General features: G+C 67.1%; 24 protein-coding genes. 6 read left to right on the top strand and 18 right to left on the bottom strand.

The window, feature by feature from the left end; genetic code table 11:
- Positions 1 to 83: 83 nt before the first annotated feature.
- The 4 genes from G3545_RS02890 to G3545_RS02875 all read right to left on the bottom strand — a co-directional run bounded on the left by G3545_RS02890 (position 84) and on the right by G3545_RS02875 (position 3,414).
- Positions 84 to 1,058, bottom strand: coding sequence for a beta-ketoacyl-ACP synthase III (locus G3545_RS02890; RefSeq protein WP_170009672.1), 975 nt, complete (start codon positions 1,056 to 1,058; stop codon positions 84 to 86).
- Positions 1,055 to 2,143: a phosphate acyltransferase PlsX gene (gene plsX / locus G3545_RS02885; RefSeq protein ID WP_170009670.1), complete on the bottom strand. Its 1,089-nt coding sequence runs from the start codon at positions 2,141 to 2,143 to the stop codon at positions 1,055 to 1,057. Before plsX ends, G3545_RS02890 begins: the two co-directional genes overlap by 4 nt.
- A gap of 159 nt (positions 2,144 to 2,302) precedes the next feature.
- The gene (locus tag G3545_RS02880) at positions 2,303 to 2,857 is read right to left on the bottom strand and encodes a DUF177 domain-containing protein (protein WP_170009668.1); all 555 of its coding nucleotides are present in this window, start codon (positions 2,855 to 2,857) and stop codon (positions 2,303 to 2,305) included.
- Entirely contained in the window at positions 2,857 to 3,414 is a 558-nt protein-coding gene (locus G3545_RS02875) for a ubiquinol-cytochrome C chaperone family protein (RefSeq protein ID WP_170009666.1), read from the bottom strand. Before G3545_RS02875 ends, G3545_RS02880 begins: the two co-directional genes overlap by 1 nt.
- A gap of 243 nt (positions 3,415 to 3,657) precedes the next feature.
- Here G3545_RS02875 and G3545_RS02870 point away from each other — a divergent pair, with 243 nt between their 5' ends.
- A complete protein-coding gene (locus G3545_RS02870; RefSeq protein WP_170009664.1) occupies positions 3,658 to 4,185 on the top strand; it encodes an outer membrane protein assembly factor BamE in 528 nt (175 codons plus the stop codon).
- A gap of 81 nt (positions 4,186 to 4,266) precedes the next feature.
- Here the strand turns inward: G3545_RS02870 and G3545_RS02865 are convergent, their stop codons facing one another.
- The 13 genes from G3545_RS02865 to G3545_RS02805 all read right to left on the bottom strand — a co-directional run bounded on the left by G3545_RS02865 (position 4,267) and on the right by G3545_RS02805 (position 16,864).
- Positions 4,267 to 6,408 carry a sodium-translocating pyrophosphatase gene (locus G3545_RS02865; protein ID WP_170009662.1) on the bottom strand — a complete coding sequence of 714 codons (2,142 nt, stop codon included), beginning with the start codon at positions 6,406 to 6,408 and terminating at the stop codon, positions 4,267 to 4,269.
- Between the two features lie 230 nt (positions 6,409 to 6,638).
- Positions 6,639 to 7,880, bottom strand: a complete 1,242-nt coding sequence (locus G3545_RS02860) for an FAD-binding oxidoreductase (RefSeq protein WP_170009660.1) — start codon at positions 7,878 to 7,880, stop codon at positions 6,639 to 6,641.
- Positions 7,881 to 7,957: 77 nt separating this feature from the next.
- A complete protein-coding gene (locus tag G3545_RS02855; RefSeq protein WP_170009658.1) occupies positions 7,958 to 8,722 on the bottom strand; it encodes an ABC transporter substrate-binding protein in 765 nt (254 codons plus the stop codon).
- 94 nt (positions 8,723 to 8,816) lie between these two features.
- Positions 8,817 to 9,824, bottom strand: a complete 1,008-nt coding sequence (gene thiL / locus G3545_RS02850; protein ID WP_170009656.1) for a thiamine-phosphate kinase — start codon at positions 9,822 to 9,824, stop codon at positions 8,817 to 8,819.
- A 9-nt stretch (positions 9,825 to 9,833) separates the two neighbouring features.
- Positions 9,834 to 10,319, bottom strand: a complete 486-nt coding sequence (gene nusB / locus G3545_RS02845) for a transcription antitermination factor NusB (protein ID WP_170009654.1) — start codon at positions 10,317 to 10,319, stop codon at positions 9,834 to 9,836.
- A gap of 3 nt (positions 10,320 to 10,322) precedes the next feature.
- Entirely contained in the window at positions 10,323 to 10,805 is a 483-nt protein-coding gene (ribH, locus tag G3545_RS02840; protein ID WP_170009652.1) for a 6,7-dimethyl-8-ribityllumazine synthase, read from the bottom strand.
- 43 nt (positions 10,806 to 10,848) lie between these two features.
- The gene (locus G3545_RS02835; RefSeq protein WP_170009650.1) at positions 10,849 to 11,439 is read right to left on the bottom strand and encodes a riboflavin synthase; all 591 of its coding nucleotides are present in this window, start codon (positions 11,437 to 11,439) and stop codon (positions 10,849 to 10,851) included.
- Between the two features lie 5 nt (positions 11,440 to 11,444).
- Positions 11,445 to 12,566: a bifunctional diaminohydroxyphosphoribosylaminopyrimidine deaminase/5-amino-6-(5-phosphoribosylamino)uracil reductase RibD gene (gene ribD, locus G3545_RS02830; protein ID WP_246702665.1), complete on the bottom strand. Its 1,122-nt coding sequence runs from the start codon at positions 12,564 to 12,566 to the stop codon at positions 11,445 to 11,447.
- Positions 12,563 to 13,036: a transcriptional regulator NrdR gene (nrdR, locus tag G3545_RS02825; RefSeq protein WP_170009648.1), complete on the bottom strand. Its 474-nt coding sequence runs from the start codon at positions 13,034 to 13,036 to the stop codon at positions 12,563 to 12,565. The genes ribD and nrdR overlap by 4 nt, the downstream gene beginning before the upstream one ends.
- Positions 13,037 to 13,083: 47 nt before the next feature.
- The gene (gene glyA, locus G3545_RS02820; protein WP_170009646.1) at positions 13,084 to 14,385 is read right to left on the bottom strand and encodes a serine hydroxymethyltransferase; all 1,302 of its coding nucleotides are present in this window, start codon (positions 14,383 to 14,385) and stop codon (positions 13,084 to 13,086) included.
- Between the two features lie 174 nt (positions 14,386 to 14,559).
- On the bottom strand, positions 14,560 to 15,015 hold the full coding sequence (locus G3545_RS02815) for a winged helix DNA-binding protein (RefSeq protein ID WP_246702848.1): 456 nt from the start codon (positions 15,013 to 15,015) through the stop codon (positions 14,560 to 14,562).
- 330 nt (positions 15,016 to 15,345) lie between these two features.
- The gene (locus G3545_RS02810; protein ID WP_170009642.1) at positions 15,346 to 15,780 is read right to left on the bottom strand and encodes a DUF6163 family protein; all 435 of its coding nucleotides are present in this window, start codon (positions 15,778 to 15,780) and stop codon (positions 15,346 to 15,348) included.
- A gap of 19 nt (positions 15,781 to 15,799) precedes the next feature.
- Entirely contained in the window at positions 15,800 to 16,864 is a 1,065-nt protein-coding gene (locus G3545_RS02805) for an enoyl-CoA hydratase/isomerase family protein (protein WP_246702664.1), read from the bottom strand.
- 242 nt (positions 16,865 to 17,106) lie between these two features.
- On the opposite strand from G3545_RS02805, the gene hemB reads away from it, so the two are divergent.
- The 5 genes from hemB to G3545_RS02780 all read left to right on the top strand — a co-directional run bounded on the left by hemB (position 17,107) and on the right by G3545_RS02780 (position 22,299).
- Positions 17,107 to 18,168: a porphobilinogen synthase gene (hemB, locus tag G3545_RS02800; protein ID WP_170009638.1), complete on the top strand. Its 1,062-nt coding sequence runs from the start codon at positions 17,107 to 17,109 to the stop codon at positions 18,166 to 18,168.
- Between the two features lie 144 nt (positions 18,169 to 18,312).
- Positions 18,313 to 19,626 (top strand): branched-chain amino acid ABC transporter permease, encoded by a 1,314-nt coding sequence (locus tag G3545_RS02795; protein WP_170009637.1) that lies wholly within the window; start codon positions 18,313 to 18,315, stop codon positions 19,624 to 19,626.
- 8 nt (positions 19,627 to 19,634) lie between these two features.
- The gene (locus G3545_RS02790; protein WP_170009635.1) at positions 19,635 to 20,864 is read left to right on the top strand and encodes a threonine ammonia-lyase; all 1,230 of its coding nucleotides are present in this window, start codon (positions 19,635 to 19,637) and stop codon (positions 20,862 to 20,864) included.
- A gap of 75 nt (positions 20,865 to 20,939) precedes the next feature.
- Positions 20,940 to 21,464 (top strand): RDD family protein, encoded by a 525-nt coding sequence (locus tag G3545_RS02785; protein ID WP_170009633.1) that lies wholly within the window; start codon positions 20,940 to 20,942, stop codon positions 21,462 to 21,464.
- Between the two features lie 85 nt (positions 21,465 to 21,549).
- Complete coding sequence (locus G3545_RS02780) at positions 21,550 to 22,299, top strand: arginyltransferase (protein ID WP_170009631.1); 750 nt, start codon at positions 21,550 to 21,552, stop codon at positions 22,297 to 22,299.
- Positions 22,300 to 22,320: 21 nt separating this feature from the next.
- Here G3545_RS02780 and G3545_RS02775 read toward each other — a convergent pair whose 3' ends face one another.
- Entirely contained in the window at positions 22,321 to 22,761 is a 441-nt protein-coding gene (locus G3545_RS02775; RefSeq protein WP_170009629.1) for a CBS domain-containing protein, read from the bottom strand.
- Positions 22,762 to 22,773 lie beyond the last annotated feature (12 nt).

Here is a 22,773-nt window from a genome sequence, read left to right as displayed (position 1 = left end):
CAATCGCACCGTCCCGACTCCAGCCTAGGCGTCGATGGCGTTCACGGTCAACGGCAACGGTCTGCGCAGGCACACAAATTCGCTTACCAGCGCAGCAGCGCCGAGCCCCAGGTGAAGCCGCCGCCCATCGCTTCCAGCAGCACGACGTCGCCCCGCTTGATGCGCCCGTCGGCATGAGCCACGGCGAGCGCGAGCGGAATTGACGCAGCGGACGTGTTGCCGTGGCGATCAACCGTCATCACCACCTTGCCCGGCGCGATGCCGAGCTTGGTGGCACTCGCGTCAATGATGCGCCGATTCGCCTGATGTGGCACGAACCAGTCGAGCGATTGCGCATCGACCCCTGTGGCGGCGAAGGCATCCTCGATCACGTCGGTGATCATGCCGACCGCATGGCGGAACACTTCGCGGCCCTCCATGCGCAGATAGCCGACGCTGCGGGTGGAGGAGACGCCGCCATCGACATAAAGCTTGTTCTTGTGCCGGCCGTCCGAGCGCAGATGCGTCGTCAGTATCCCGGCGCCGTTCGCCTCGTCAGCCGCCACTCGCTCCAGCACCACCGCCCCTGCCCCGTCGCCGAACAGCACGCAGGTGGTGCGGTCGGTCCAGTCGAGGATGCGCGAGAAGGTCTCGGCGCCGATCACCAGCGCGCGGCGGAAATTGCCGGCCTTCAGGAAATTATCGGCGGTCGCCATGGCGAAGACGAAGCCCGAGCACACCGCCTGCAGGTCGAACGCCGCGCCATGGGTGATGCCGAGCCCGGCCTGCACCGCCACCGCGGTCGCCGGGAAGGTGTTGTCCGGCGTCGAGGTGGCGAGCACGATGAGGTCGATGTCGCCCGGCTCCAGCCCGGCGTCCTTGAGTGCCGCACGGGCGGCGTGGAGCGCGAGGTCGGAGGTCACCTCGCCATCGGCGGCGATGCGCCGCTCCTTGATGCCGGTGCGCTGGACGATCCATTCGTCGGAGGTGTCCACCATCAGCGCGAGGTCGGCATTGGTGAGGATGCGTTCGGGCAGGTAGGAGCCCACGCCGCGCACGACGGATCGGAATTGCGTCACGATTGAACCTGTAGAGCGTCCGTGGGGAGAGCGGCCGCGGGCGGAACGGTGGGAGTGCCGGCCACGCTGGGACGGCTGTCGAGGTTTTTCTCGATGCGCGAGAGCAACTCGTAGCGCACCATGTCGTAGCCGATATCGACGGCGGAGGCGAAGCCCTCGGCGTCGGTGCCGCCATGGCTCTTGATGACGACGCCGTTGAGGCCGAGAAACACGCCGCCATTGGATTTGCGCGGATCGAGCTTCTCGCGCAGCGCGCGGAAGGCGCTGCGCGCCAGCACATAGCCGATCTTGGAGAGGAAGCTGCGATTGATGGCGTTGCGCAGATATTCGGCGAACTGCTTGGCGGTGCCTTCCGCCGTCTTCAGCGCGATATTGCCGGCAAAGCCCTCGGTGACCACGACATCGACCACGCCGCGGCCGATATCGTCGCCCTCGACGAAGCCATGGTAGTTGAGGCCGGGATGGTTGGCCTCGCGCAGCGCCGCGCCGGCTTCCTTGACCTCCTCGACGCCCTTGATCTCCTCGACGCCGACATTGAGCAGGCCGACGCTCGGCCGGTCGATGTCGAAAACGATGCGGGCCATGGCGGCGCCCATCACGGCCATGTCGACGAGGTGCTGGGCGGTGGCGCCGATCGAGGCGCCGACATCGAGCACCACGCTCTCGCCGCGCATGGTCGGCCAGAGGCAGGCGATCGCCGGGCGGCCGATGCCGGCCATGGTCTTGAGATTGACCTTGGCCATCGCCATCAGCGCGCCGGTATTGCCGGCGGAAACCGCGCAGTCGGCGTGGTGGGTGTGCACCGCGTCGATGGCCTTCCACATCGAGGAGACACGGCGGCCGCGGCGCAGTGCCTGGCTCGGCTTGTCGTCCATCTGCACCACGACGTCGGTGTGGAACACCTCGCTGGCGGCGGCGAGCTTCGGGCGCGAAGCCAGCAGCGGCTCGATGCGCGCCTTGTCGCCGAACAGCAGGTAGCGGATGTCGGGATGGCGCGTCAGCGCGATCTCGGCGCCGGGAATGACCACCTCGGGACCATGATCCCCGCCCATGACGTCGAGCGCGATGCGGACGAGCGATGACATAAGGTGGTTCGAATTCCTGGTCGGTCCAAACGGATCGGACAAAAATGGGATCGGCACGATGACGTTCAGCGCGCGGACGTTCAGCGCGCGGCGCTCACGGATGCCTCAAGCGCGGGGCCGTGACAATAGCCTGTCGTGCCGGCGCGGCAATTGTGCCGCTCATTCCTCGCCCTTCGGCTCGTCGCGCCGCAGCCGCGCCAGCGCGCTGAAGGGCGATTCCTCCTCGGCCCCGGGCAATGGCGGCACCTCGAACACCGCGCCGGGCTTGCGCGGATAGGGATCGATGCCGAGCGCCAGGAATTCGCTGACCACGGCGCCGATATCGACCGCGCCATTGACCAGCGGATCAGGCAGTTCATCTGCCCCAACCTCGATCTCGGCGCCGGGCCGCATCTCGGGAAGCCGGTCCTCGGGCACGAAATGCATCTCGATCTCTTCGGAGACCGGCGCATCGAACGGCTCCAGGGTCGCCACGCAGGTCTGGCGAACGGTGCCCTCGACATGGCCGCCGACCCGCACGCCGCCGCGCCCGTCCGGGGTGAGCGTGACAGTGGCCTTGAGCGCGGGAATGGCGACGATGCTGAATTCCTTCGCCAGCGCCGCGCGGGTCGCCTCGTCCGGCGTGACGCGGAAAGTCTGGCCGTCTTCCGGCAGGTGCGCCACCACCACGGACTGGCTGAGGGCAGGCTTAGCGGATCTGGGCGTATCGTTCATCACGTGGTCTCGGCAATGGGCGCCGGCGCAGCGGCAGGAAACACTATCTCGCCGGCGGCGAGGCTCTCGAAGGACTGTCCGGCCAGCGCAGCGGCCAGGCCGCGCACATAGGCGGCGAGCCGTTCCGCCTCGCCCGCCCGCGCGGCGTCGGAAGCATAGACGTTACGCAGCAGCGCGTCCTGGAGCGCGGCATTGTCGCCCGCGGCCAGCGCGGCGTCATAGACCCCGGCGCGGCCATAGAAGGCTTCGGCCACGCGCTTCATCTTCTTCGGCACGGTGAGATCGCCGACGCCCATCTCGCGCAGGTTCGAATCCATGTCGCGGCAGAATTCGTCGAACACGCGCTGGCCGAGCGCGCGACGCTCCTCCGGCTCGTCCTTCAGGCGATGGAACAGCGCAAAAGCATGCAGAAGGATCATCTCGAAGCGCCCGGCAATGGTGTCCGGCACCGCGAAATCCGTATAGAACGCCGGATTGCGGGACTGCGCCACGATCGCGCCATAGAGGCGCTCGATGGTCGCGCGTCCGTCGTCGCGGCGGAAGAAGCGCAGAATCATGTCCGTCTGCCGTCCGATGCTTGCCGGCCCGCCTGGCCCTCCAGGATACGAACGGGCGGGTTAGCGCGGCCGGCCGAGGGTGGCAAGGAGAATGCGGTCGATATCGGCCCCACAAAGCCCCGCGAATGCGGCGTCGCTTTGACACGGCACGGTATCGACGGACGGGGCCTTGCCGGGGATGCCTCTGGATGGCTGCCGCGCTTCAGGATAAAGGGGAACGGTCGGGTAATGGAGTGCTTGCCTATGATCTCTGAGCGGACGACGCTCACCGCCCGCCGGCGCGGCCTCGCCCTCGCCGCTTGCTTTGCGGTCGCGCTCGGCGCGTCTGCCTGCTCCAGTGGCACGGTGATCCCGACGGCGACTCTTGGCCTGCCGCGCACGCCCACCGGTTTCGTCACCGAACGCCAGCGCGGCTATGTCGCCACCGACGGTTCGCTTGAGCAGGTGCCGGTCGGCTCCAGCCAGGAGCAGGTGCTGCTGGTGCTCGGCACGCCCTCGACCGTCGCCACCGTGGATGGCGAGGTGTTCTATTACATCTCGCAGAAGACCAAGAAGGTGATGTTCCTGAAGCCGGAAGTGGTCGACCAGCGTGTCATGGCGGTCTATTTCGACAAGAAGGACAAGCGCGTCACGCGCATCGCCGACTACGGGCTGAAGGACGGCAAGGTGTTCGACTTCGCCTCGCGCACCACGCCGACCAGCGGCCAGGAACTCTCCTTCCTCGGCCAGCTCTTCACCGCCAGCACGCTGAATCCCGGCCTCGGCATGTAACTCCGGAACATTTTCCGGCCGCCAATAGGAAGCCCCGCGCCGACGAGCGACGCGGGGCTTTTTCGTGTCGGGACGCTCGCGTCAGTGCGCGAGCATGGCCAGCAGCAGCAGCGCGACGATATTGGTGATCTTGATCATCGGGTTCACCGCCGGGCCGGCGGTGTCCTTGTAGGGATCACCGACGGTATCGCCGGTCACCGAAGCCTTGTGGGCCTCGGAACCCTTGAAGTGGCGCACCCCGTCCTTGTCGACGAAGCCATCCTCGAACGACTTCTTCGCATTGTCCCAGGCGCCGCCTCCCGAGGTCATCGAGATGGCGACGAACAGGCCGGTGACGATCACGCCGAGCAGCATGGCGCCGAGCGCGGAGAACGCCGCCGACTTGCCGGCGACCCCACCGCCCGCCACCAGATAGATGACGAAGTAGCACACCACCGGCGAGAGCACCGGCAGCAGCGAGGGCACGATCATCTCCTTGATCGCCGCCTTGGTGAGCAGGTCGACCGCGCGGGAATAGTCCGGCTTCTCGGTGCCCTGCATGATGCCGGGCTTCTCGCGGAACTGCCGGCGCACCTCCTCGACGATGGCGCCGGCTGCACGCCCCACTGCCGTCATTCCCATGGCGGCGAACAGGAACGGCAGCAGGCCGCCGAACAGCAGGCCGACGACGACGTAGGGGTTCTCCAGCGAGAAGTTCGGCGTCACGCCTTCGAAATAGCTGCCCGGCGTCGCCTGCGCGGTGAAGTATTTCAGGTCCTGATTATAGGCCGCGAACAGCACCAGCGCTCCGAGCCCGGCAGAGGCGATGGCATAGCCCTTGGTGATCGCCTTGGTGGTGTTGCCGACCGCGTCGAGCGCGTCGGTGGACTGGCGCACTTCCTTGGGCAGGCCCGCCATTTCGGCAATGCCGCCGGCATTGTCGGTGACCGGGCCGAAGGCGTCGAGCGCCACCACCATGCCGGCGAGCGCCAGCATCGTGGTCGCGGCGATGGCGATGCCGAACAGGCCGGCGAGGCCGTAGGCGAACAGGATGCCGGCGATGATCACCAAGGTCGGCAGCGCGGTCGATTCGAGCGACACGGCGAGGCCCTGGATGATGTTGGTGCCGTGCCCGGTGACCGAGGCCTGGGCGATCGACACCACCGGGCGGAAGCCGGTGCCGGTATAGTATTCGGTGATCCAGACGATCAGCCCGGTCACCGCCAGCCCGACCAGCCCGCACAGGAACAGCGAGAGGCCGGTGAAGTCGGTGCCGGCGATCGGCCCGAAGCCGATGACCAGCCAGGTCACGATGGCGACCGCGACCACCGAGAGGCCGGCGGTGGCGATGAAGCCGCGATAGAGCGCGCCCATGATCGAGCGGCTCGCCGGCAGCTTGACGAAGAAGGTGCCGGCGATCGAGGTGATGATGCACACCGCGCCAATGGCGAGCGGATAGATGAGCATCGAGCCGAGCAGCGCCGCATTGGTGCCGAAGAAGATGATGGCGAGCACCATGGTGGCGACCAGCGTCACCGCATAGGTCTCGAACAGGTCAGCCGCCATGCCGGCGCAGTCGCCGACATTGTCGCCGACATTGTCGGCGATGGTGGCGGGATTGCGCGGATCATCCTCGGGGATGCCGGCCTCCACCTTGCCGACGAGGTCACCGCCGACATCGGCGCCCTTGGTGAAGATGCCGCCGCCGAGGCGGGCGAAGATCGAGATCAGCGAGGCGCCGAAGCCGAGTGCCACCAGCGAGTCGACCACCGTGCGGGCGCCCGGAGCGAAGCCCAGCCCACGGGTAAGCACGCCGTAATAGATCGTGACACCCATCAGCGCGAGGCCGGCCACCAGCAGGCCGGTGATCGCGCCCGCCTTGAAGGCGAGGTCGAGGCCCCCCTCCAGCGACTGCGTCGCCGCCTGCGCGGTGCGGACATTGGCGCGCACCGAGACATTCATGCCGATGAAGCCGGCAATGCCGGAGAGCACCGCGCCGATCAGGAAGCCGATGGCGACCAGCCAGCCGAGCATGAAACCGACGATGAGGAAGATGACCACGCCGACGACGGCGATGGTCGTGTACTGCCGCGCAAGATAGGCCTGCGCGCCTTCGCGGATCGCGCCCGCGATCTCCTGCATGCGCATGGTGCCGGGGTCAGACGACATGACCTCCCGGAATGCCCAGACGCCATAGGCGATCGACAGCAAGCCGCAGAGCACGATCAGAAATAGAGAAAGCATGAGTTCAATCCCACCTAGGCTGTTTCCGAAGCGGCGGGATCGTTGTTGTCGGTTGGCCGCACTTTGCCGGCCTCGGTGCCCTAGTCCGCCGCCCCTGGGCCCGAATTGCGGCGAGCGTGCCAAAAAGTCGCGCCACCCGCAACGAAACCTTGGGCGCAAACCGCATAATCCGCTGACATTACAGCGCTTGCGGCATGCTGACGCGGCATGGCAGCCAAAATGACGGCGTTTCAGCGCAAGCGCGCGGCCGAGAACGGCGCCGGATCGGTGAACGGCGTCGCCCCGCTCATCATTTCGGCGATGAGGCGTCCGGTCGCCGGGCCGAGCGTGAAGCCCAGATGCTGGTGGCCGATGGCGAGCCACAGGCCGGGGCGCCCCGGCGCCGGGCCGATGACCGGCAGCATGTCGGGAAAGGCCGGACGGCACCCCATCCAGGGTTCCGCCTCGAGGCGCGGCCCGAGCGGAAACAGTTCGCGCGCCAGCGGCTCGGTCCAGTCAAGCTGCACCGGGGTCTTGTGCGCGTCGCGACGGGCGAACTCGACGCCGGTGGTCAGGCGAATGCCCTGCTCCATCGGGGTGATGACATAGCCACCCTCCTCGTCGAGTACCGGCCGCGACAGGCCGGCGCCGCCGGCGGGGGCATAGTGCATGTGATAGCCGCGCTTCACCGCGAATGGCAGACGCAGGCCGAGCGAGCGCAGCACGTCCGGTGCCCACGGCCCGAGCGCGACCACGGCATTGGCGCCGTCGACGCCGCCATCCTCGGTCACCGCCCGCCAGCCGCCGGGAATCGGCGCCAGCGCCCGCGCATCGGCCTGGACGATGGTGCCGCCAAGCTTGCGGAAATAGTCGGCATAGGCCTTGGTCACCCCGCCCGGACTTGAGACCGACTGCGGGTCGGACCAGAGCACGGCGCCGTGGAAGATCGGCCTGAGATTCGGCTCCAGAGTCAGCGCCTCGTCGACCGTGATCTCGCGCGGCGTCAGCCCATAATTGCGCGCCAGCGGGAACTCGGAACGCTCACGGGCAAGCCCCGCCTCACTGCGATAGACCTTCAGCCAGCCGCCCTCGCGGAAATAATGCAGGGCGCCGGCCGGCCCGGCGAGCCGCTCGTGCTCGGACAGGCTGAACGCCAGCAACTTCTCGATGGTGCGGGCATAGGACAGGACGCCCTCGGACGAGGAGGCGCGCCAGTAAGCGTACAGCCAGCGCGCGAGGCCAGGCAGCGCGCTCCAATGGTAGTTCGCCGCCGGATTGCGTTTCAGCACGACGTCGATGATCGCCTTGAGCTCGTGCGGAAATGCCACCGGATAGATGGAGGCGCGCTCGACGAGGCCGGCATTGCCGTAGGAGGTCTCCTCGCCCGGGCCGCGGCGGTCGATCAGCGTCACCTTGGCACCGGAGAGCGCAAGGTTGACCGCCACCGAGGTGCCGACAATGCCGGCGCCCAGGACGATGGTATCGGACTTCATGGGTTCACCGAGATCGGACGCGAGAGAAAAGACAAAGCGGACCCGGCGGGCGCCGGGTCCGCGGTCAACAATGCCGATCAATAGATATTGAAGGGGAAATACTTCTCGTTGATCTTCTTGTAGGTGCCGTCGGCGACGATCTCCTTGATCGCCTTGTTCAGCGCCTCGCGCAGTTCATTGTCTTCCTTGCGCACGGCGATGCCGGTGCCCTCGGGGTTCACGTCCTTGATGTCGGCGCCGATGAACTTGCAGCATTTGCCGGCGTCGGTCTTCTCCAGCCACTCGTAGAGCACGAACTTATCGGCCAGGATGGTGTCGAGCCGGCCATTGGCGAGATCGGCGTTGGCCTCGTCCTGCGTCGGATAGAGCTTGATGTCGCTGTCCTTGTACTTCTCCTCCAGATACACCGACGCGGTGGTCGAGGACTGCGTGCCGATGGTCTTGCCCTTCAGTCCGGCCGGCGAGAGGTCGGTGAGCTTGGTGTCCTTCGGCGCGATGAAATTGCCCGGCGTCGAATAATACGGGACGGTGAAGGCGACCTTCTGCTTGCGCTCCTCGGTGATCGACATCGAGGCGACGATGGCGTCGAACTTCTTGGCCAGCAGCGCCGGAATGATGCCGTCCCAGTCCTGGGCGACGAAGGTGCACTCGACCTTCATCTTGGCGCAGAGCGCCTTGGCGATGTCGATGTCGAACCCGACCAGTTCGCCGGAGGTGCTCACCGAATTGAAGGGCGGATAGGCGCCCTCGGTGCCGATGCGCACCTTCTTCATCTCCGCATGCGCCGCGCTGGCGCCGAGCGCGAGAATCGCAGCGGCCGCTATGATCCTTAACGTCTTCATTCTTTGGGTTCCCGATCTGTCCGCCCCTTCTCCGCGAAGCTAGGGCCGGAATACAACCGTGGCAATCCGTAGAATGTCAGCCTTTGGTACAGGCTCAGAAATGACTGAAGCTCTGATGCTCAAGCACCATTGGCGCGCCATCCGCCGCTTCGACCGCCAGCCCCTCGCCGGCGAGCGTCCGGCCGAGCACAGTCACGCCGACGCCCGCTGCAGTGGCGACCGCGCCGAAGGCGTCGAGCCGTTCCTCAGGCATCACCGCGAGAATCTCGTAATCATCGCCACCGGTAAGCGCGGTCTCGAACAGCGTCGGCTCCGCCGCGATCGCGGCACGGGCGGCGGCGGAGAGCGGCACCCGCGCCGCCTCGATCCGGCCGGCGATGCGCGAGGCCGCGAGCAGCTTGGCGAGGTCGCCGATGAGCCCGTCCGAGACATCCATCGCCGCGCTGGCATGCTCGCGCAGCGCCGTGCTCAGCACCAGGCGGGGGCGCGGATGCAGATAGCGATCCTTCAGGAAGGCAACATGCGCGGGGCTGAGCCCGGCAAAGCCGGCACGCTTGGGATCGAGCCGCAAAGCGAGACCGAGCGCCGCGTCGCCAATGGTGCCGGTGACGACGATGGCCTGTTTTGCCCCGGCATGGAGCCGCGTCACCATCCGCCCCGCCGGCACCGTGCCGAGTGCGGTGATGGAGACGGTGAAGGGGCCGGGCGTGCGTACCGTGTCGCCGCCGAGCAGCGGCGCGCCATAAGCGGTGCAGTCCTCGCCGAGACCGCGTGCGAACGCGGCCAGCGCCGCCTCGCCCATATCCGGTGGCACTGCGAAGGCCAGCAGCACGCCGAGCGGATCGGCGCCCTTGGCGGCGAGGTCGGAAAGGTTCACCCGCAGCGCCTTGCGGGCGATCGAGGCCGGCGGGTCCTCGGGGAAGAAATGCACGCCGGCGACCAGTGCGTCCTTGGTCAGCACCAGGTCGTGGCCCGGCGGCGGCGCGATCACCGCCGCATCGTCCAATAGCCCGAGCGCGCCGGGGTGCCGCGCCAATGGCGCGAACAGCCGGGCGATCAGCCTGTCCTCGGCGGAGCCGCCCTCGCCCGAACCCGAGCTCATCTCTCGCCCCTAGCTGGTGAATTCGTCGGCGCGCTTCTCCCGCGCGAGCCCGTCGAGCACGGCGTTCACCATGCCGGTCTCCTCGCGGTCGAGGAAGGCGGCGGCGACATTGACATATTCCGCCACCACGACGCGCGCCGGCACATCCATGCGGCTGGCGAGTTCATAGGCACCGGCGCGCAGCACGGCGCGCAACACCGCCTCGATACGCTTCAGCGGCCAGCCATTCACCAGAGCGGCGTCGAGCACCGGATCGATCGTGCGCTGCTCGCGCAGCACGCCGCCGACAATATCGCGGAACAGCGTGAGATCCGCCGGGGCGATCTCGTCGCCTTCGATCTCGCGGCCGATCCAGTGGCTTTCGAACTGGGCGAGGATCTCCGGCAACGGGGTCGCCGCGACATCCATCTGGTAGAGCGCCTGCACCGCATTGAGCCGCGCCGCGCTCTTGCGGATCGGCTTGTGGTTGACGGGCTTGGTCGGCGTCGTGGACATGCCTCACCCGACCTTGCGTTTGAGACGCAGCAGCGACAGCGCCGCCTTGGCGGCACCGCCGCCCTTGTCGCCATCGGCCACACGGGCACGCACCCATGCCTGCTCGTCGGTCTCGACGGTGAGGATACCATTGCCGAGCGGCATCTTGCGGGCGACCGCGAGGTCCATCAGCGCACGGGCGGATTCCCCGGCGACGATCTCGAAATGATAGGTCTCGCCGCGGATCACGCAACCGAGCGTCACTACCGCATCATAGGGATGGCCGGCATGGGCCGCGGCATCGAGCGCGATGGCGGCCGCGGGCGGCACTTCCAGCGTGCCGGGCACGGTAACGACGTCATAGCTCGCCCCCGCATGCGTCAGCGCGGCGGTGGCGCCGGCCAGCAGTTCGTCGGCGATATCGTCATAGAAGCGGGCCTCGACGATGAGCACGCGCCCGTGGACCGGGGCGTCATCGGAGGCACGCGGCGGGCGCGGGCTCGCCATGGAGCAACCTCATGCAGATGGACGGGTCGAGGACGTACAGGGCTCAGCGGAACTCCGCAAGCCGCGCAGCGTAGCGGGCCATCATGTCGATTTCGATATTGACAACGTTCCCAGCTCGCACCTCGCCCCACGCGGTGTGCGAAAGCGTGTGCGGGATCAGCAAACAGGAGAAGCGCGCGCCTTCGACCTCGTTCACGGTGAGCGAGGTGCCGTCGAGCGCAACCGAGCCCTTCGGCGCAATGAAGCGGGCGAGTGCCTCGGGCGCCTCGAACCAGAAGCGCGTGGTCTCGCCGAGATCCTCGCGGGAAATCACCTTGGCGACGCCGTCGGCGTGGCCCTGGACGATATGGCCGCCGAGCTCGTCGCCGATCTTCAGCGCGCGTTCCAGATTGATGCGGGTGCCCGGCCCCCACCCGCTGACCGTGGTGATGGCCAGCGTCTCCGGCGCCGCCTCGACGTCGAACGTACCCTCATCGGTGCCGACCACCGTCAGGCAGACGCCCGAACAGGCGATGGAGGCGCCGAGGTCGATACTGGACGTGTCGTAGCGGGTCAGGATGGTCAGGCGGCGGACGTCGTTGCGCGGCTCGATCCGCGCCACCTCGCCCACATCGGTGATGATGCCGGTGAACATGATCTCTAGGCTCGCCTCAATACGCGCAGGCGATCGGGCCCGTGCATCGCGGTTTCGGTCTCGCTCAGATAAGCGTCGAGGGCGGAGAGCGGCAAGCCGTGCAAGGCATCGATTGCGTCGGTGCCGAGCGTTGCCGGCGCGGTGAAGATATCCGCCTCGTCGACCAGCCCATCCTGCACAAAGGCTGCCGCGACCCGCGGCCCCGCCTCCACCATCAGCCGGGTGATGCCGCGCATGGCGAGCAGATGCAGGGCCTCGTGGAGGTCGAGCCCGCCATTTGGGCGGCGGCGCACCCGCATCACCTCGACGCCTATCTCGGTGAGCGTGGTCTCGCGGTCGGCCGGGGCGTCCTCGGCGGCGATCAGCCAGAGCGGGGCAATCTCGTGGGTGGCGACCAAAGCTGAGGCAAGCGGCAGCCGCAGCGTGCTGTCGAGCACCACCCGCACCGGCGAACGGTCGAGCATGCCGGGCAGCCGGCAGGTGAGCTGCGGATCGTCGGACAGCACGGTGCCGATGCCGGTGAGCACGGCATCGTGGGTGGCGCGCATCAGATGCACCTGGCGCCGCGCGGCCTCGCCGGTGATCGCGACCGGGCGCCGGCCGGCGAGCCCGGCCTTGCCGTCGGCCGAGACGGCGAGTTTCAGCATGAGGTGCGGGCGCCCGAGCGTGACACGGCGAATATGGCCGGCATGGGCGAGGCGCGCCTCCTCGGTGCCGATGCCGGTAGTCACCTCGATGCCCTGCGAGCGCAGGAAGGCAAAGCCACGCCCGGCAACGCGGATGTCCGGATCCTCGATAGCCGCCACCACGCGCGAAATGCCGGCCGCCTGGATGGCATCGACGCAGGGCGGCGTGCGACCATGATGCGAGCAGGGCTCCAGCGTGACGTAGAGCGTGGCGCCGCGCGCGGCCTCCCCGGCGTCGGCGAGCGCCTGCGGCTCGGCATGAGGGCGCCCGCCCTTCGCGGTGCCGGCATGGGCGAGGATCAAAGGCCCCTGCCCGCTCTCGCGCACCACCAGCGCACCGACCGCGGGGTTGGGCCAGGTCATGCCGAGATTGCGGCGGCCGGCGGCCAGCGCGGCCTGCATCAGCCAGTCATCGACCCCCGCGCCCGGCGGCGCGCTCATTCGTCGAGCCGTCCGTCTTCCCGGGAGTCGAGCTCGCCGAGCACCGCCTCGAAGTCCTTTGCCTCGCGGAAATTGCGGTAGACGCTGGCGAAGCGGACATAGGCGACGTCGTCGAGCTGCTTCAGGCTCTCCATTACCAGTTCGCCGATGGTCTCCGAGCCGATCTCGCTCTCGCCCATGCTCTCCAGCCGCCGGACCAGGCCGGAAACCAGCCGCTCCACCCGCTCGGCATCGACCGGGCGCTTCCTCAGCGCCACTTCGATCGAGCGGGCAAGCTTGTCGCGGTCGAACGGCACGCGGCGACCGGAACGCTTCACCACGGTGAGTTCGCGCAGCTGAACGCGTTCGAAGGTAGTAAAGCGGCCGCCGCAATCCGGACAGATGCGGCGGCGCCGGATCGCAGCGCTGTCCTCGGTCGGACGGGAGTCCTTCACCTGGGTGTCCAGACTCCCGCAATAGGGACAGCGCATCGAAGTTCCTCGGCTAGCGAATCGCTACTATATATAGCGGCTTCGCTTCAATTATAGATGGGGAACCGCGCCAATAGTCCCGCCACCTTTTCGCGAACCGCGGCCTCAACCAGGCTGTCCTCGTCGGTGCCCTTCTGCGAGAGCACGTCGAGCACCTCGGCAATCATGTCGCCGACCTGCTGGAACTCGGCAACGCCGAAGCCGCGCGTGGTCCCGGCCGGGGTGCCGAGGCGCACGCCGGAGGTGACCATCGGCTTTTCCGGGTCGAACGGGATGCCGTTCTTGTTGCAGGTGATGTGGGCACGGCCGAGCGCGGCCTCCGACACCTTGCCGGTGAGCTTCTTCGGGCGGAGATCGACCAGCATCAGATGCGTATCGGTGCCGCCGGAGACGATGGAAAAGCCATGGCCCTTGAGATTTTCCGCAAGCGCCTTGGCATTTTCCACGACGTTCTTCGCGTAAAGCTTGAACTCGGGACGCAGCGCCTCGCCGAACGCCACCGCCTTGGCGGCGATGACATGCATCAGCGGGCCGCCCTGGGTGCCCGGGAAGATGGCAGAGTTGACCTTCTTCGCCAGGTCCTCGTCATTGGTGAGGATCATGCCACCGCGCGGGCCGCGCAGCGTCTTGTGGGTGGTCGTGGTGGTGACATGGGCGTGCGGCACCGGGTTCGGATGCACGCCGCCTGCGACCAGACCAGCGAAATGCGCCATGTCGACCATGAGATAGGCGCCGACCGAGTCGGCGATGGCGCGCATCTTCACGAAGTCGATATGGCGCGGATAGGCCGAGCCGCCGGCGATGATGACCTTCGGCTTGTGCTCGTCGGCGAGCTTGGCCACTTCCTCATAATCGATGCGCTGGTCGTCCTGGCGCACATTATAGGGCACCGGCTTGAACCACTTGCCGGAGAGGCTCACCGGCGCGCCATGGGTCAGGTGCCCGCCGGCGGCGAGGTTGAGGCCGAGGAAGGTATCGCCGGGCTGCATCAGCGCGAAGAACACCGCAGTGTTGGCCTGCGCGCCCGAATGCGGCTGCACATTGGCAAAGCCGGCGCCGAACAGCTTCTTGGCGCGCTCGATGGCGAGCGTCTCGGCGACGTCGACATACTGGCAACCGCCATAATAGCGGCGGCCCGGATAGCCTTCGGCATATTTATTGGTGAGCACGGAGCCCTGCGCTTCGAGCACGGCCCGAGAGACGATGTTCTCGGAGGCGATCAGCTCGATCTCGTCGCGCTGGCGACCGAGCTCGGCGCGAATCGCGCCGGCGAGCTCCGGATCGGTCTCGTCGAGCGGCGCGGAGAAGAACGTCGCGGTATCCGCGACCGTATTGGCAAGCGAGGACATAGGCCGGGCTCCATGGCTCGGGCGGCGGGAACGACGAACGACGGCCGTACCCGACCGGAAACATCGCCCGGTCGCTTAGCACAGCGTCTTCCGCCTTTCAAAGCACGCCCGACGCAGAGCCGCCTTGCACGCAGGCGACGCCCGCGCCGGCTCCTCGCGCCCCCGCCCCTGCGTTCAGAGCCGGTAGAGGATCTGATCGGTCCAGAAGCGCTCCAGCCGGACCAGGGCCTTGTTGATGACCTGGAAGTCCTGGGCGCCGATGCCGCCGATCTGCTCGATCGTGGCGATGTGCTTCTGGTAAAGCTTCTCCACGATGTCGCGCACCTCCTCACCCTTGTCAGTGAGCTTGATGCGCACCGAGCGGCGGTCGATGCGCGAGCGCTGATGGTGCAGGTAGCCCATCTCGACCAGCTTCTTCAGGTTGTAGGAGACGTTGGAGCCGAGATAGTAGCCCCGGGTGCGCAATTCACCGGCGGTGAGTTCGGCATCGCCAATGTTGAACAGCAGCAGCGCCTGCACACTGTTCACGTCCGAACGGCCGCGCCGGTCGAACTCATCCTTTATAACGTCCAAGAGCCGGCGATGGAGACGCTCGACGAGCGTGAGCGCCTCCATGTAAAGCGGCCGGATTTCTTCGCGACGTTCATCGGTTTTGGCAGTTTCCACCGCCTGTGCTGTGCTCTTCATGTCTGACGCCTCAAATTTTATTTTCATTTGAGGGATTAGTTCCCTCTGATGCGTCTGGTTTTACGTGAAGGCTTATAAAAAGCGCTTAAACGGCACGATGAATCTTTAGTGACCTCACGTCCTTTACGTGCGGTGAATCCGATCGTCTAAACTCAAGGGCTTCAAGGGTTTGCACGCGGCCACGCCGGGAGCCGCAAGGCTGCCCGTTTACATCGGCCTAACCATTTCATCTGACTTCGGAATTCGCCGCGGGACGAAATTCGGCGCGAAAGATCAGTCTTCGGTCTCGCGCGTCGCCTTGTAGGTCAGGAAGGCATAGAAGCCGACCAGCAGCGCCTCGACCGCGGCAACGAATACCAGGCTGCCGACGCCTTCCGGCGCCGAGGCGTTGATCATGATCTGCACCAGCGTGGTCACCAGCCACAGCACCACGCCCCAGGCCGCGCCTAGCCACAGGCCCACCGCCGCCACCGGATTCATGATGCCGGCCCAGATCACCGCAGACTGCGCCGCGAGCGAGAGCCCCTCGAAGCGGCTGACATCGCCATCCCAGATGCCGCAGATCAGCGTCCAGCTATAGACCGTCTTGAGCAGCAGGAAGGCCGCCAGCCCGCGCAGATACTGCAGCACCCGGCGCTGCCACGGGCCGAGCCGGTGCGAGGCCGGGCCCAGCGCGCCGTCGAGCGGATCGTAAGGCGTCATCGACATGAGGCAGCGCCGGCCAGGGTCATTCGGGGAGCACCAGTTCGTCGGGGAGCGGTGTGTCGAACAGCGCGGCGATCGCGGCGGGATCGATATCCTCGAGCCGCGACGGCTGCCACTTCGGCGCCTGGTCCTTGTGGATCAATACAGCACGCACGCCCTCGAAGAAATCATGCCCGTCGAGCAGGCGCGTCACCACGCGGAATTCCAGCTTGAGGCAGCCGGCGAGATCATGCGAAAGGCCACGGCGCATCTGCTCGAAAGCGATGAACACGCTGGTCGGCGAGGCGCGGCGGATGGTCGAGAGCTGGAGCCGGGCGAATTCCGCCTCGACGCCCTCGCCTTTTTCGGCATGCTCCAGCGCCGCCACCACCGCCGGTACGGTGCCTCCGGCGAAGACGCGGTCGATCATGGGATAGAGGCTTGCCAGCGCCGGGGGCGGCGGCACCACGGCAAAGCGGTCGAGCAGCGCGTCCATCTCGTCGCCGGCGGCAAGCGCCTCGAGCAGGTCGGGCCAGCGCTCGGTCGGGATGTGATGGGTATAAAGGCCGAGCGCCACCGCGTCCGGCATGCCGATGCGGGCTCCGGTCATGGCGAGGAAGGTGCCGGCCCAGCCCGGAAGGCGCGGCAGCACATAGGTGCCGCCGACATCCGGGAACAGGCCGATCGCGACTTCCGGCATGGCAAAGCCAAGCTTGTCGCCGGCCACGCGGTAGCTGCCGTGGCCGGAGACGCCGAAGCCGCCGCCGAAGCACAACCCGTCGACCAGCGAGACGTAGGGCTTGGGGTAGCGCGAGATCAAATGGTTCAGCGCATATTCGTCGCGCCAGAACGCCCTCGCCTGCTCCTTGCGGCCGGTGCTGCCGAGTTCGGCCATGTGGCGCACGTCGCCACCGACGCAGAAGGCGCGCTCATGGGCCGAACGCAGCACCACATGCTGGACGGCGTGGTCAGCGATCCAGGCGTCGAGTTGCGCCCGCATGGCGAGCACCATGTGATGGGTAATGGCGTTCAGCGCCTTCGGGCGATCGAGCGTGATGATGCCGGCGGCGCCACGCACCTCGAAGCCAATGCCGATATTGCCGGTCACGAATCCCCCGGATGCAGCCGCCCGCGATGGCAATAGCCCCTGCGGCGGCTTTTTGTAAGCCATGCTTGTCGGATGCCTGAGGTGGGCTTGAGCAAAGCTGAAGCCAAGCTTGCCTTGTCATCCCCGCGTCACCATGCCCTGCGGCGCGCTGTCGTCTGCATGGCCGCCTTGATCCGGCGCATATCGCGCTCCGTCCATTATGACGTTATAAGCATTCGAAACTGCACGAGATGAGCGTTCCCATGGCGATTCCCTTTGCCCGCCCGCGCCCGGTGGTACCCGAGCCTGCCGGCCGGTCCGATGTGGCGACCCGGCTCGACCTCGCCCACCGTCCGCGCCGCAACCGCAAGGCGGATTGGGCCCGGCAGCTGGTGCGCGAGCACACGCTCACCGTCTCCGACCTGATCTGGCCGATCTTCGTGATGGACGGCAGCGAGGCCCGCGCGCCTATCACCTCGATGCCCGGCGTCGATCGGCTCACCGTCGACGAGGCGGTGCGCGAGGCCGAGCGGGCGGCAAAGCTGGGCATCCCGGCGATCGCGCTGTTCCCCTATACCGATCCGGGGCTGCGTACCGCCGATGGGCGGGAGGCGCTGAACAGCGACAATCTCACCTGCCGCACGCTGCGCGCCATCAAGGCCGCGGTGCCGGAGATCGGCCTCATCACCGATGTCGCGCTGGATCCCTATACCAGCCACGGCCATGACGGACTGCTCGCGAACGATGGCCGCGTGCTGAACGACGAGACCGTCGCCGTGCTGATCGAGCAGGCGCTGGTGCAGGCGGAGGCCGGTTCCGACGTCATCGCGCCGTCCGACATGATGGATGGCCGGGTCGGCGCCATCCGCCGCGCGCTCGACGAAGCCGGGCACCTCGACGCCCAGATCCTCGCCTATAGCGCCAAATATGCCTCCGCCTTCTACGGCCCGTTCCGCGATGCGGTCGGCTCGACCGGCTGCCTCAAGGGCGACAAGCGCACCTACCAGATGGACAGCGCCAACGGCATGGAAGCGCTGCGCGAAGCCGCCCTCGACATCGAGGAGGGCGCCGACATGCTGATGGTGAAGCCCGGCCTACCCTATCTCGACATCGTCTACCGCCTGAAGGAGACGTTCGGCCTGCCGACCTTCGCCTATCAGGTCTCCGGCGAGTACGCGATGATCGAGGCGGCGGCACGCAATGGTTGGCTCGACGGTGAGAAGGCGATGCTGGAAAGCCTGATCGCCTTCAAGCGTGCCGGCGCCGACGGCGTGCTCACATATTTCGCACCCCGGGTCGCCGAATTGCTCGCACGGCAGGGCTGAACGTCCGCTGCCGGGATGCCGAGCATGTTCCGCAAAAGTTGGCAGACTTTTGCGATGAGGACATGCTCCAGCTCATTGAATCGAGGGCACTATCTTTTCACCCGGGTGATTCCATCCGGGCGGATAGGGCTCTAGGTTCCCGGCATGCGCCTCCTCGCTGCCCTCGCCTTCCTTTTGCTGCTGGCCGGCTGCAGCTCGGTGCTCGATGCCGACCAGGCGCGCATCTGCCGCGCCATTGCGCCGGCGCTGTACGACGAGGACGCGACCATCCGCGAAACCTCCCTCGCCCCGCTGCCCGAGGACGCCGATACGCTGCGGCTAGGCTACACGGTGCGTGAGGACGATGTCACCCGCCCGCATTGGCTGACCTGCAGCTTCGCCGGCCGTTCCGGCGTGGATCGCTTCGATCTCGTCGCCGTCGACACCGATGCCGGCCCCCTGAGCGATATCAAGCTTTTCTTCCTGAAACGCTGGTGGCTCGCCGACGCCACCCCGTTCATCGAACGCGCGCCGGCCTTCGCGCTCTCGATGCGAGCGGCCTATTGGCTGCAGCAGGCGCTGAACGGACTGACGCTCGCCGGCATATATGGCCTGATCGCCACCAGTTTCGCCCTGGTCTACGGGCTGATCGGGCGTATCAACCTCGCCTTCGGTGAGATCGCGGTGACCGGCGGCGTCAATATGCTGGTCGCCTCAGGCGTGGTGATGAGCTTCGGGCGCCTCACCGGCCCGGGCCTCGCGGCCGCGCTTCTCGCCGGCGTCGCCGCCGCCGCACTGCTGAGCTGGGTCGTCGGCCGCGTCGTCGTGCTGCCGCTTACCCGACGCTCGCGCTCGCCGCAGCCGGTGCTGATCGGCACCATCGCGCTCGCCATCGTGCTGACCGAGCTGCTGCGCATCACCTATGGCATGCGCGAGAACTGGCTGCCGCCGCTGCTCAATATCCCCGTGCCGCTCGCCGGCGGCGAAGGCTTCATCGCCACCGTCACCCCGGCGCAATTGCTGGCGGCCGGGCTCGGCATGACCGGGGCTTCCATCCTGCTCGGCCTGCTTGCCTTCACCAGCTATGGCCGTTCCTGGCGGGCCTATGCCGACGACCCGCTGATGGCGTGCCTGCTCGGCGTGAACGCCCCGCGCCTGCTGGCCTCGACCTTCGTGCTCTCGGGCGCCGCGGCGGGGCTTGCCGGCACCGTGGCGGTGGTCGCCTACGGCACCATCGAGCCGGGCGCCGGCATCTCGATCGGGCTGAAGGCGCTGATTTCGGCGGTGATCGGCGGAATCGGGTCGATCCCGGGAGCGTTTATTGGTGCCATTGTGGTCGCCGGCGTCGAAACGCTCTGGTCCTCGGCCATCAATATCGTGTATCGCGACGTGGCGATCTACTCGCTTCTCGTTGCCTTTCTCGTGCTGCGGCCGGGTGGGTTGCTCAACCGGGCGGCCCCGACGCCGCGGGAATTCTGAGCTTCTCCATGACCTTGCCCGTCTCGCCTGCCGACGTCGCCGCCGCCCGCCTGCTGCTTACCGGCGCCATTCTGCGTACCCCGACACTGCCGGCGCCGCGCCTCTCCGCGATTACCGGCGCGCATGTGTTCGTGAAGTACGAGAACCTCCAGGTGACCGCGAGCTTCAAGGAGCGCGGCGCGCTGGTGAAGCTCGCCAGCCTCTCGGCGGAAGAACGTGCACGCGGCGTCGTCGCCATGTCGGCCGGCAATCACGCGCAAGCGGTCGCCTATCATGCGCGCCGCCTCGGCATCAAAGCCACCATCGTGATGCCGAAGCACACGCCGATCGTGAAGGTCGCCGCCACCGAGGCGCACGGCGCCCGCGTGGTGCTGCACGGCGAATCCGTCGCCGATGCCCACGAGGAGGCCGACCGCATCGCCAGGCAAGAGCGGCTGGTCTGGGTGCACCCTTACGACGACGCCCACGTCATTGCCGGCCAGGGGTCCATCGCTGCCGAGATGCTGGAGGATGCCCCCGATCTCGACGCCATGCTGGTGCCGATCGGCGGCGGCGGGCTGATCTCCGGCATGGCGATCGCGGCCAAGCATCTGCGTCCGGACATCGAGGTCGTCGGTGTCGAGACCACGCTCTATCCCGCCATGTGGAACGCGCTGCACCAGCAGAACCTGCCCTGCGAGGGCCCGACGCTGGCCGAGGGCATCGCGGTAAAGCATGTCGGCGCGCTGACCCGCGAGATCGTCTCGGCGCTGGTCTCCGACGTCGTGCTGGTGGACGAGCCGACCTTCGAGCGCGCGGTGAACCTGTTCCTCACCCAGCAGAAGACGCTGGCCGAAGGCGCCGGCGCCGCCGGCCTCGCCGCGCTGCTGGCCGATCCGGAGCGTTATCGCGGCCGCAATGTCGGCCTCGTCGTCTCCGGCGGCAATATCGACCCGCGCATCGTCGCCTCGATCATGCTGCGCGAACTGGAGCGCGAGGAGCGCATCGTTTCCTTCCGCTTCTCCATGCTCGACCGGCCGGGCGAGCTCGGCATCATCTCCACTCTGCTGGGCCGGCTTGGCGCCAATATCCTCGAAGTCGAGCACAAGCGGCATTTCCTCGACGTGCACGCCAAGGGCGCGCGGCTGGACGTCACCGTGGAGACGCGGGACCGTGCGCATGCTGAGGAAGTGCACCGCGCCCTCGTCGAGGATGGCATGGACGTGGTGCGCATCGACTGGCACTCGGCGGGCAACTGAACGGGGCACACCGCGCCCCTTGCCCCAAGGGAGCCGCTCCACCATTTTTCGTGCAGAGCAGAAGGAGGCTCGCGCATGTCCGATATTCCCAAGCTCGGCACTTCGGGCGAGCCCAAGCCCTATGCCCATGACCCGGTCACCCAGCCCGAATATTTCGAGGGCGTGCTGTCGCGGCGCTTCATCGCCTTCCTGATCGACGCCATCATCATCTTCGGACCGCTGGTGCTCGCCTCGATCTTCATCTTCGTGTTCGGCATCGTGACCTTCGGCCTCGGCTGGTTCCTGTTCAGCCTGCTCAGCCCGGCCTTCATCATCTGGGCGCTGGCCTATACCGGGCTGACGCTGGGCGGACCGCGCTCGGCGACCGTCGGCATGCGCGCCGTCGATATCGAGATGCGCCTGTGGTACGGCGCGCCGATGTACTCGCTGCTCGCGGTGATGAGCATCGTGCTGTTCTGGGTATCGTTCAGCGTGCTGACGCCGTTCGTGGTGTTAATCGGCCTGTTCAACGGCCGCCGCCGCCTGCTGCACGACTTTGTGCTCGGCACCGTGGTGACCAACACCGAGTCCCGCGCCACCAGCCTCCGGCGGTATCGCTGATCAAAAATTTCGTCACCTCCGCTTTCGGCTTTGACGCGCTCGCCTTCCCGCGCGATCCTCAGCACGGGAATCCTTTGACACCGCCGTGACCGAGCACCCGCGCGACACACCGCAATTCTACCTGACGGCTCCCTCGCCGTGCCCCTACTTGCCGGGGCGCGAAGAACGCAAGGTGTTCACCCATCTGGTCGGCGAGCGCGCGCCGCAACTCAACGACGTGCTGACCCATGGCGGCTTCCGCCGCAGCCAGTCGATTGCCTATCGGCCGGCGTGCGAGCATTGCCGCGCCTGTGTCTCGGTGCGCATCGTCGCAGCCGACTTCAAGGACACCCGCAGCTTCCGCCGCCTGCGCCAGGCCAACCAGGACCTGATCGGCGACATGCGCGCCGCGGTGCCGACCGCCGAGCAGTATTCGCTGTTCCGCGCCTATCTCGACAGCCGCCACAGCGATGGCGGCATGGCCGACATGACGGTGCTCGACTACGCCATGATGGTCGAGGACAGCCATGTGCGCACCCGCGTCGTGGAATACCGCCGGCGCGGCCCGGACACCGCGATCCATGGCCGCGGCCAGGGCCCGCTCTATGCAGTGGCGCTGACCGACGTGCTCGCCGACGGCCTGTCCATGGTCTATTCCTTCTACGAGCCCGACGAGCCACAGCGCTCGCTCGGCACCTACATGATCCTCGATCATGTGGCGAAGGCCCGCGCCATGGGCTTGCCTTATGTCTATCTCGGCTATTGGGTCGATGGCTCGCCGAAGATGGACTACAAGCGCCGCTTCCTGCCCCAGGAACGCCTCGCCCCGCAAGGCTGGGAACGGGTGGAAGACTAGAAGCTGGCGCGGGGCGCTCGCTCAGGCGGCGCTCTGGCAATGCGCGCCGCCGTGCCGCGAAATGCCCTTCAGCGCCTCGCCGGCCGCATCGTCGCCACCGCTGCTCACGGCAATGTCGCCAAGCGAGAGAATGCCGACCAGACGCTTTTCGCGATCGACCACGGGCAGCCGCCGGACCTGGATGTCGCCCATATTGCGGGTGACATCACCGACGTCCTGATCGTCGAAGCAGTATTTGACGTCGGCGGTCATCACGTCGCGTACCCTGGCGTCCGGACCCTTGCCGGCCGCGATCCCGCGGATCGCGATGTCGCGATCGGTGATCATGCCGACGAGACGGTCATGGTCGGCGACCGGCAGCACGCCGGCATCGAGGCTCGCCATCATCAGGGCGGCTTGCTGGATCGTCTGGTCGGGATTGGTGATGCGCACGTCGCGCGTCATGGCTTCGCCCACTCTCATTTCGACCTCCCA

Origin of the sequence: Starkeya sp. ORNL1 (genome assembly GCF_012971745.1) — a bacterium.
GTDB lineage: Bacteria > Pseudomonadota > Alphaproteobacteria > Rhizobiales > Xanthobacteraceae > Ancylobacter.
The sequence above is the reverse complement of the archived record's forward strand: the minus strand, read 5'-3'. Positions and strand labels throughout refer to the sequence as shown.

What these genes read in the sequence shown, in the direction of transcription:
- ribD (WP_246702665.1), bottom strand. Translation starts at nt 12,566, where the DNA reads ATGAGCGCGCCGCCGGGCGCGGGGGTCGATGACTGGCTGATGCAGGCC.
- hemB (WP_170009638.1), top strand. Translation starts at nt 17,107, where the DNA reads ATGGCGATTCCCTTTGCCCGCCCGCGCCCGGTGGTACCCGAGCCTGCC.
- G3545_RS02785 (WP_170009633.1), top strand. Translation starts at nt 20,940, where the DNA reads ATGTCCGATATTCCCAAGCTCGGCACTTCGGGCGAGCCCAAGCCCTAT.
- ribH (WP_170009652.1), bottom strand. Translation starts at nt 10,805, where the DNA reads ATGGCGAGCCCGCGCCCGCCGCGTGCCTCCGATGACGCCCCGGTCCAC.
- G3545_RS02865 (WP_170009662.1), bottom strand. Translation starts at nt 6,408, where the DNA reads ATGCTTTCTCTATTTCTGATCGTGCTCTGCGGCTTGCTGTCGATCGCC.
- thiL (WP_170009656.1), bottom strand. Translation starts at nt 9,824, where the DNA reads ATGAGCTCGGGTTCGGGCGAGGGCGGCTCCGCCGAGGACAGGCTGATC.
- G3545_RS02860 (WP_170009660.1), bottom strand. Translation starts at nt 7,880, where the DNA reads ATGAAGTCCGATACCATCGTCCTGGGCGCCGGCATTGTCGGCACCTCG.
- G3545_RS02855 (WP_170009658.1), bottom strand. Translation starts at nt 8,722, where the DNA reads ATGAAGACGTTAAGGATCATAGCGGCCGCTGCGATTCTCGCGCTCGGC.
- G3545_RS02880 (WP_170009668.1), bottom strand. Translation starts at nt 2,857, where the DNA reads ATGAACGATACGCCCAGATCCGCTAAGCCTGCCCTCAGCCAGTCCGTG.
- G3545_RS02775 (WP_170009629.1), bottom strand. Translation starts at nt 22,761, where the DNA reads ATGAGAGTGGGCGAAGCCATGACGCGCGACGTGCGCATCACCAATCCC.
- G3545_RS02875 (WP_170009666.1), bottom strand. Translation starts at nt 3,414, where the DNA reads ATGATTCTGCGCTTCTTCCGCCGCGACGACGGACGCGCGACCATCGAG.
- nrdR (WP_170009648.1), bottom strand. Translation starts at nt 13,036, where the DNA reads ATGCGCTGTCCCTATTGCGGGAGTCTGGACACCCAGGTGAAGGACTCC.
- G3545_RS02835 (WP_170009650.1), bottom strand. Translation starts at nt 11,439, where the DNA reads ATGTTCACCGGCATCATCACCGATGTGGGCGAGGTGGCGCGGATCGAG.
- plsX (WP_170009670.1), bottom strand. Translation starts at nt 2,143, where the DNA reads ATGTCATCGCTCGTCCGCATCGCGCTCGACGTCATGGGCGGGGATCAT.
- G3545_RS02790 (WP_170009635.1), top strand. Translation starts at nt 19,635, where the DNA reads ATGACCTTGCCCGTCTCGCCTGCCGACGTCGCCGCCGCCCGCCTGCTG.
- G3545_RS02870 (WP_170009664.1), top strand. Translation starts at nt 3,658, where the DNA reads ATGATCTCTGAGCGGACGACGCTCACCGCCCGCCGGCGCGGCCTCGCC.
- G3545_RS02795 (WP_170009637.1), top strand. Translation starts at nt 18,313, where the DNA reads ATGCGCCTCCTCGCTGCCCTCGCCTTCCTTTTGCTGCTGGCCGGCTGC.
- nusB (WP_170009654.1), bottom strand. Translation starts at nt 10,319, where the DNA reads ATGTCCACGACGCCGACCAAGCCCGTCAACCACAAGCCGATCCGCAAG.
- G3545_RS02810 (WP_170009642.1), bottom strand. Translation starts at nt 15,780, where the DNA reads ATGTCGATGACGCCTTACGATCCGCTCGACGGCGCGCTGGGCCCGGCC.
- glyA (WP_170009646.1), bottom strand. Translation starts at nt 14,385, where the DNA reads ATGTCCTCGCTTGCCAATACGGTCGCGGATACCGCGACGTTCTTCTCC.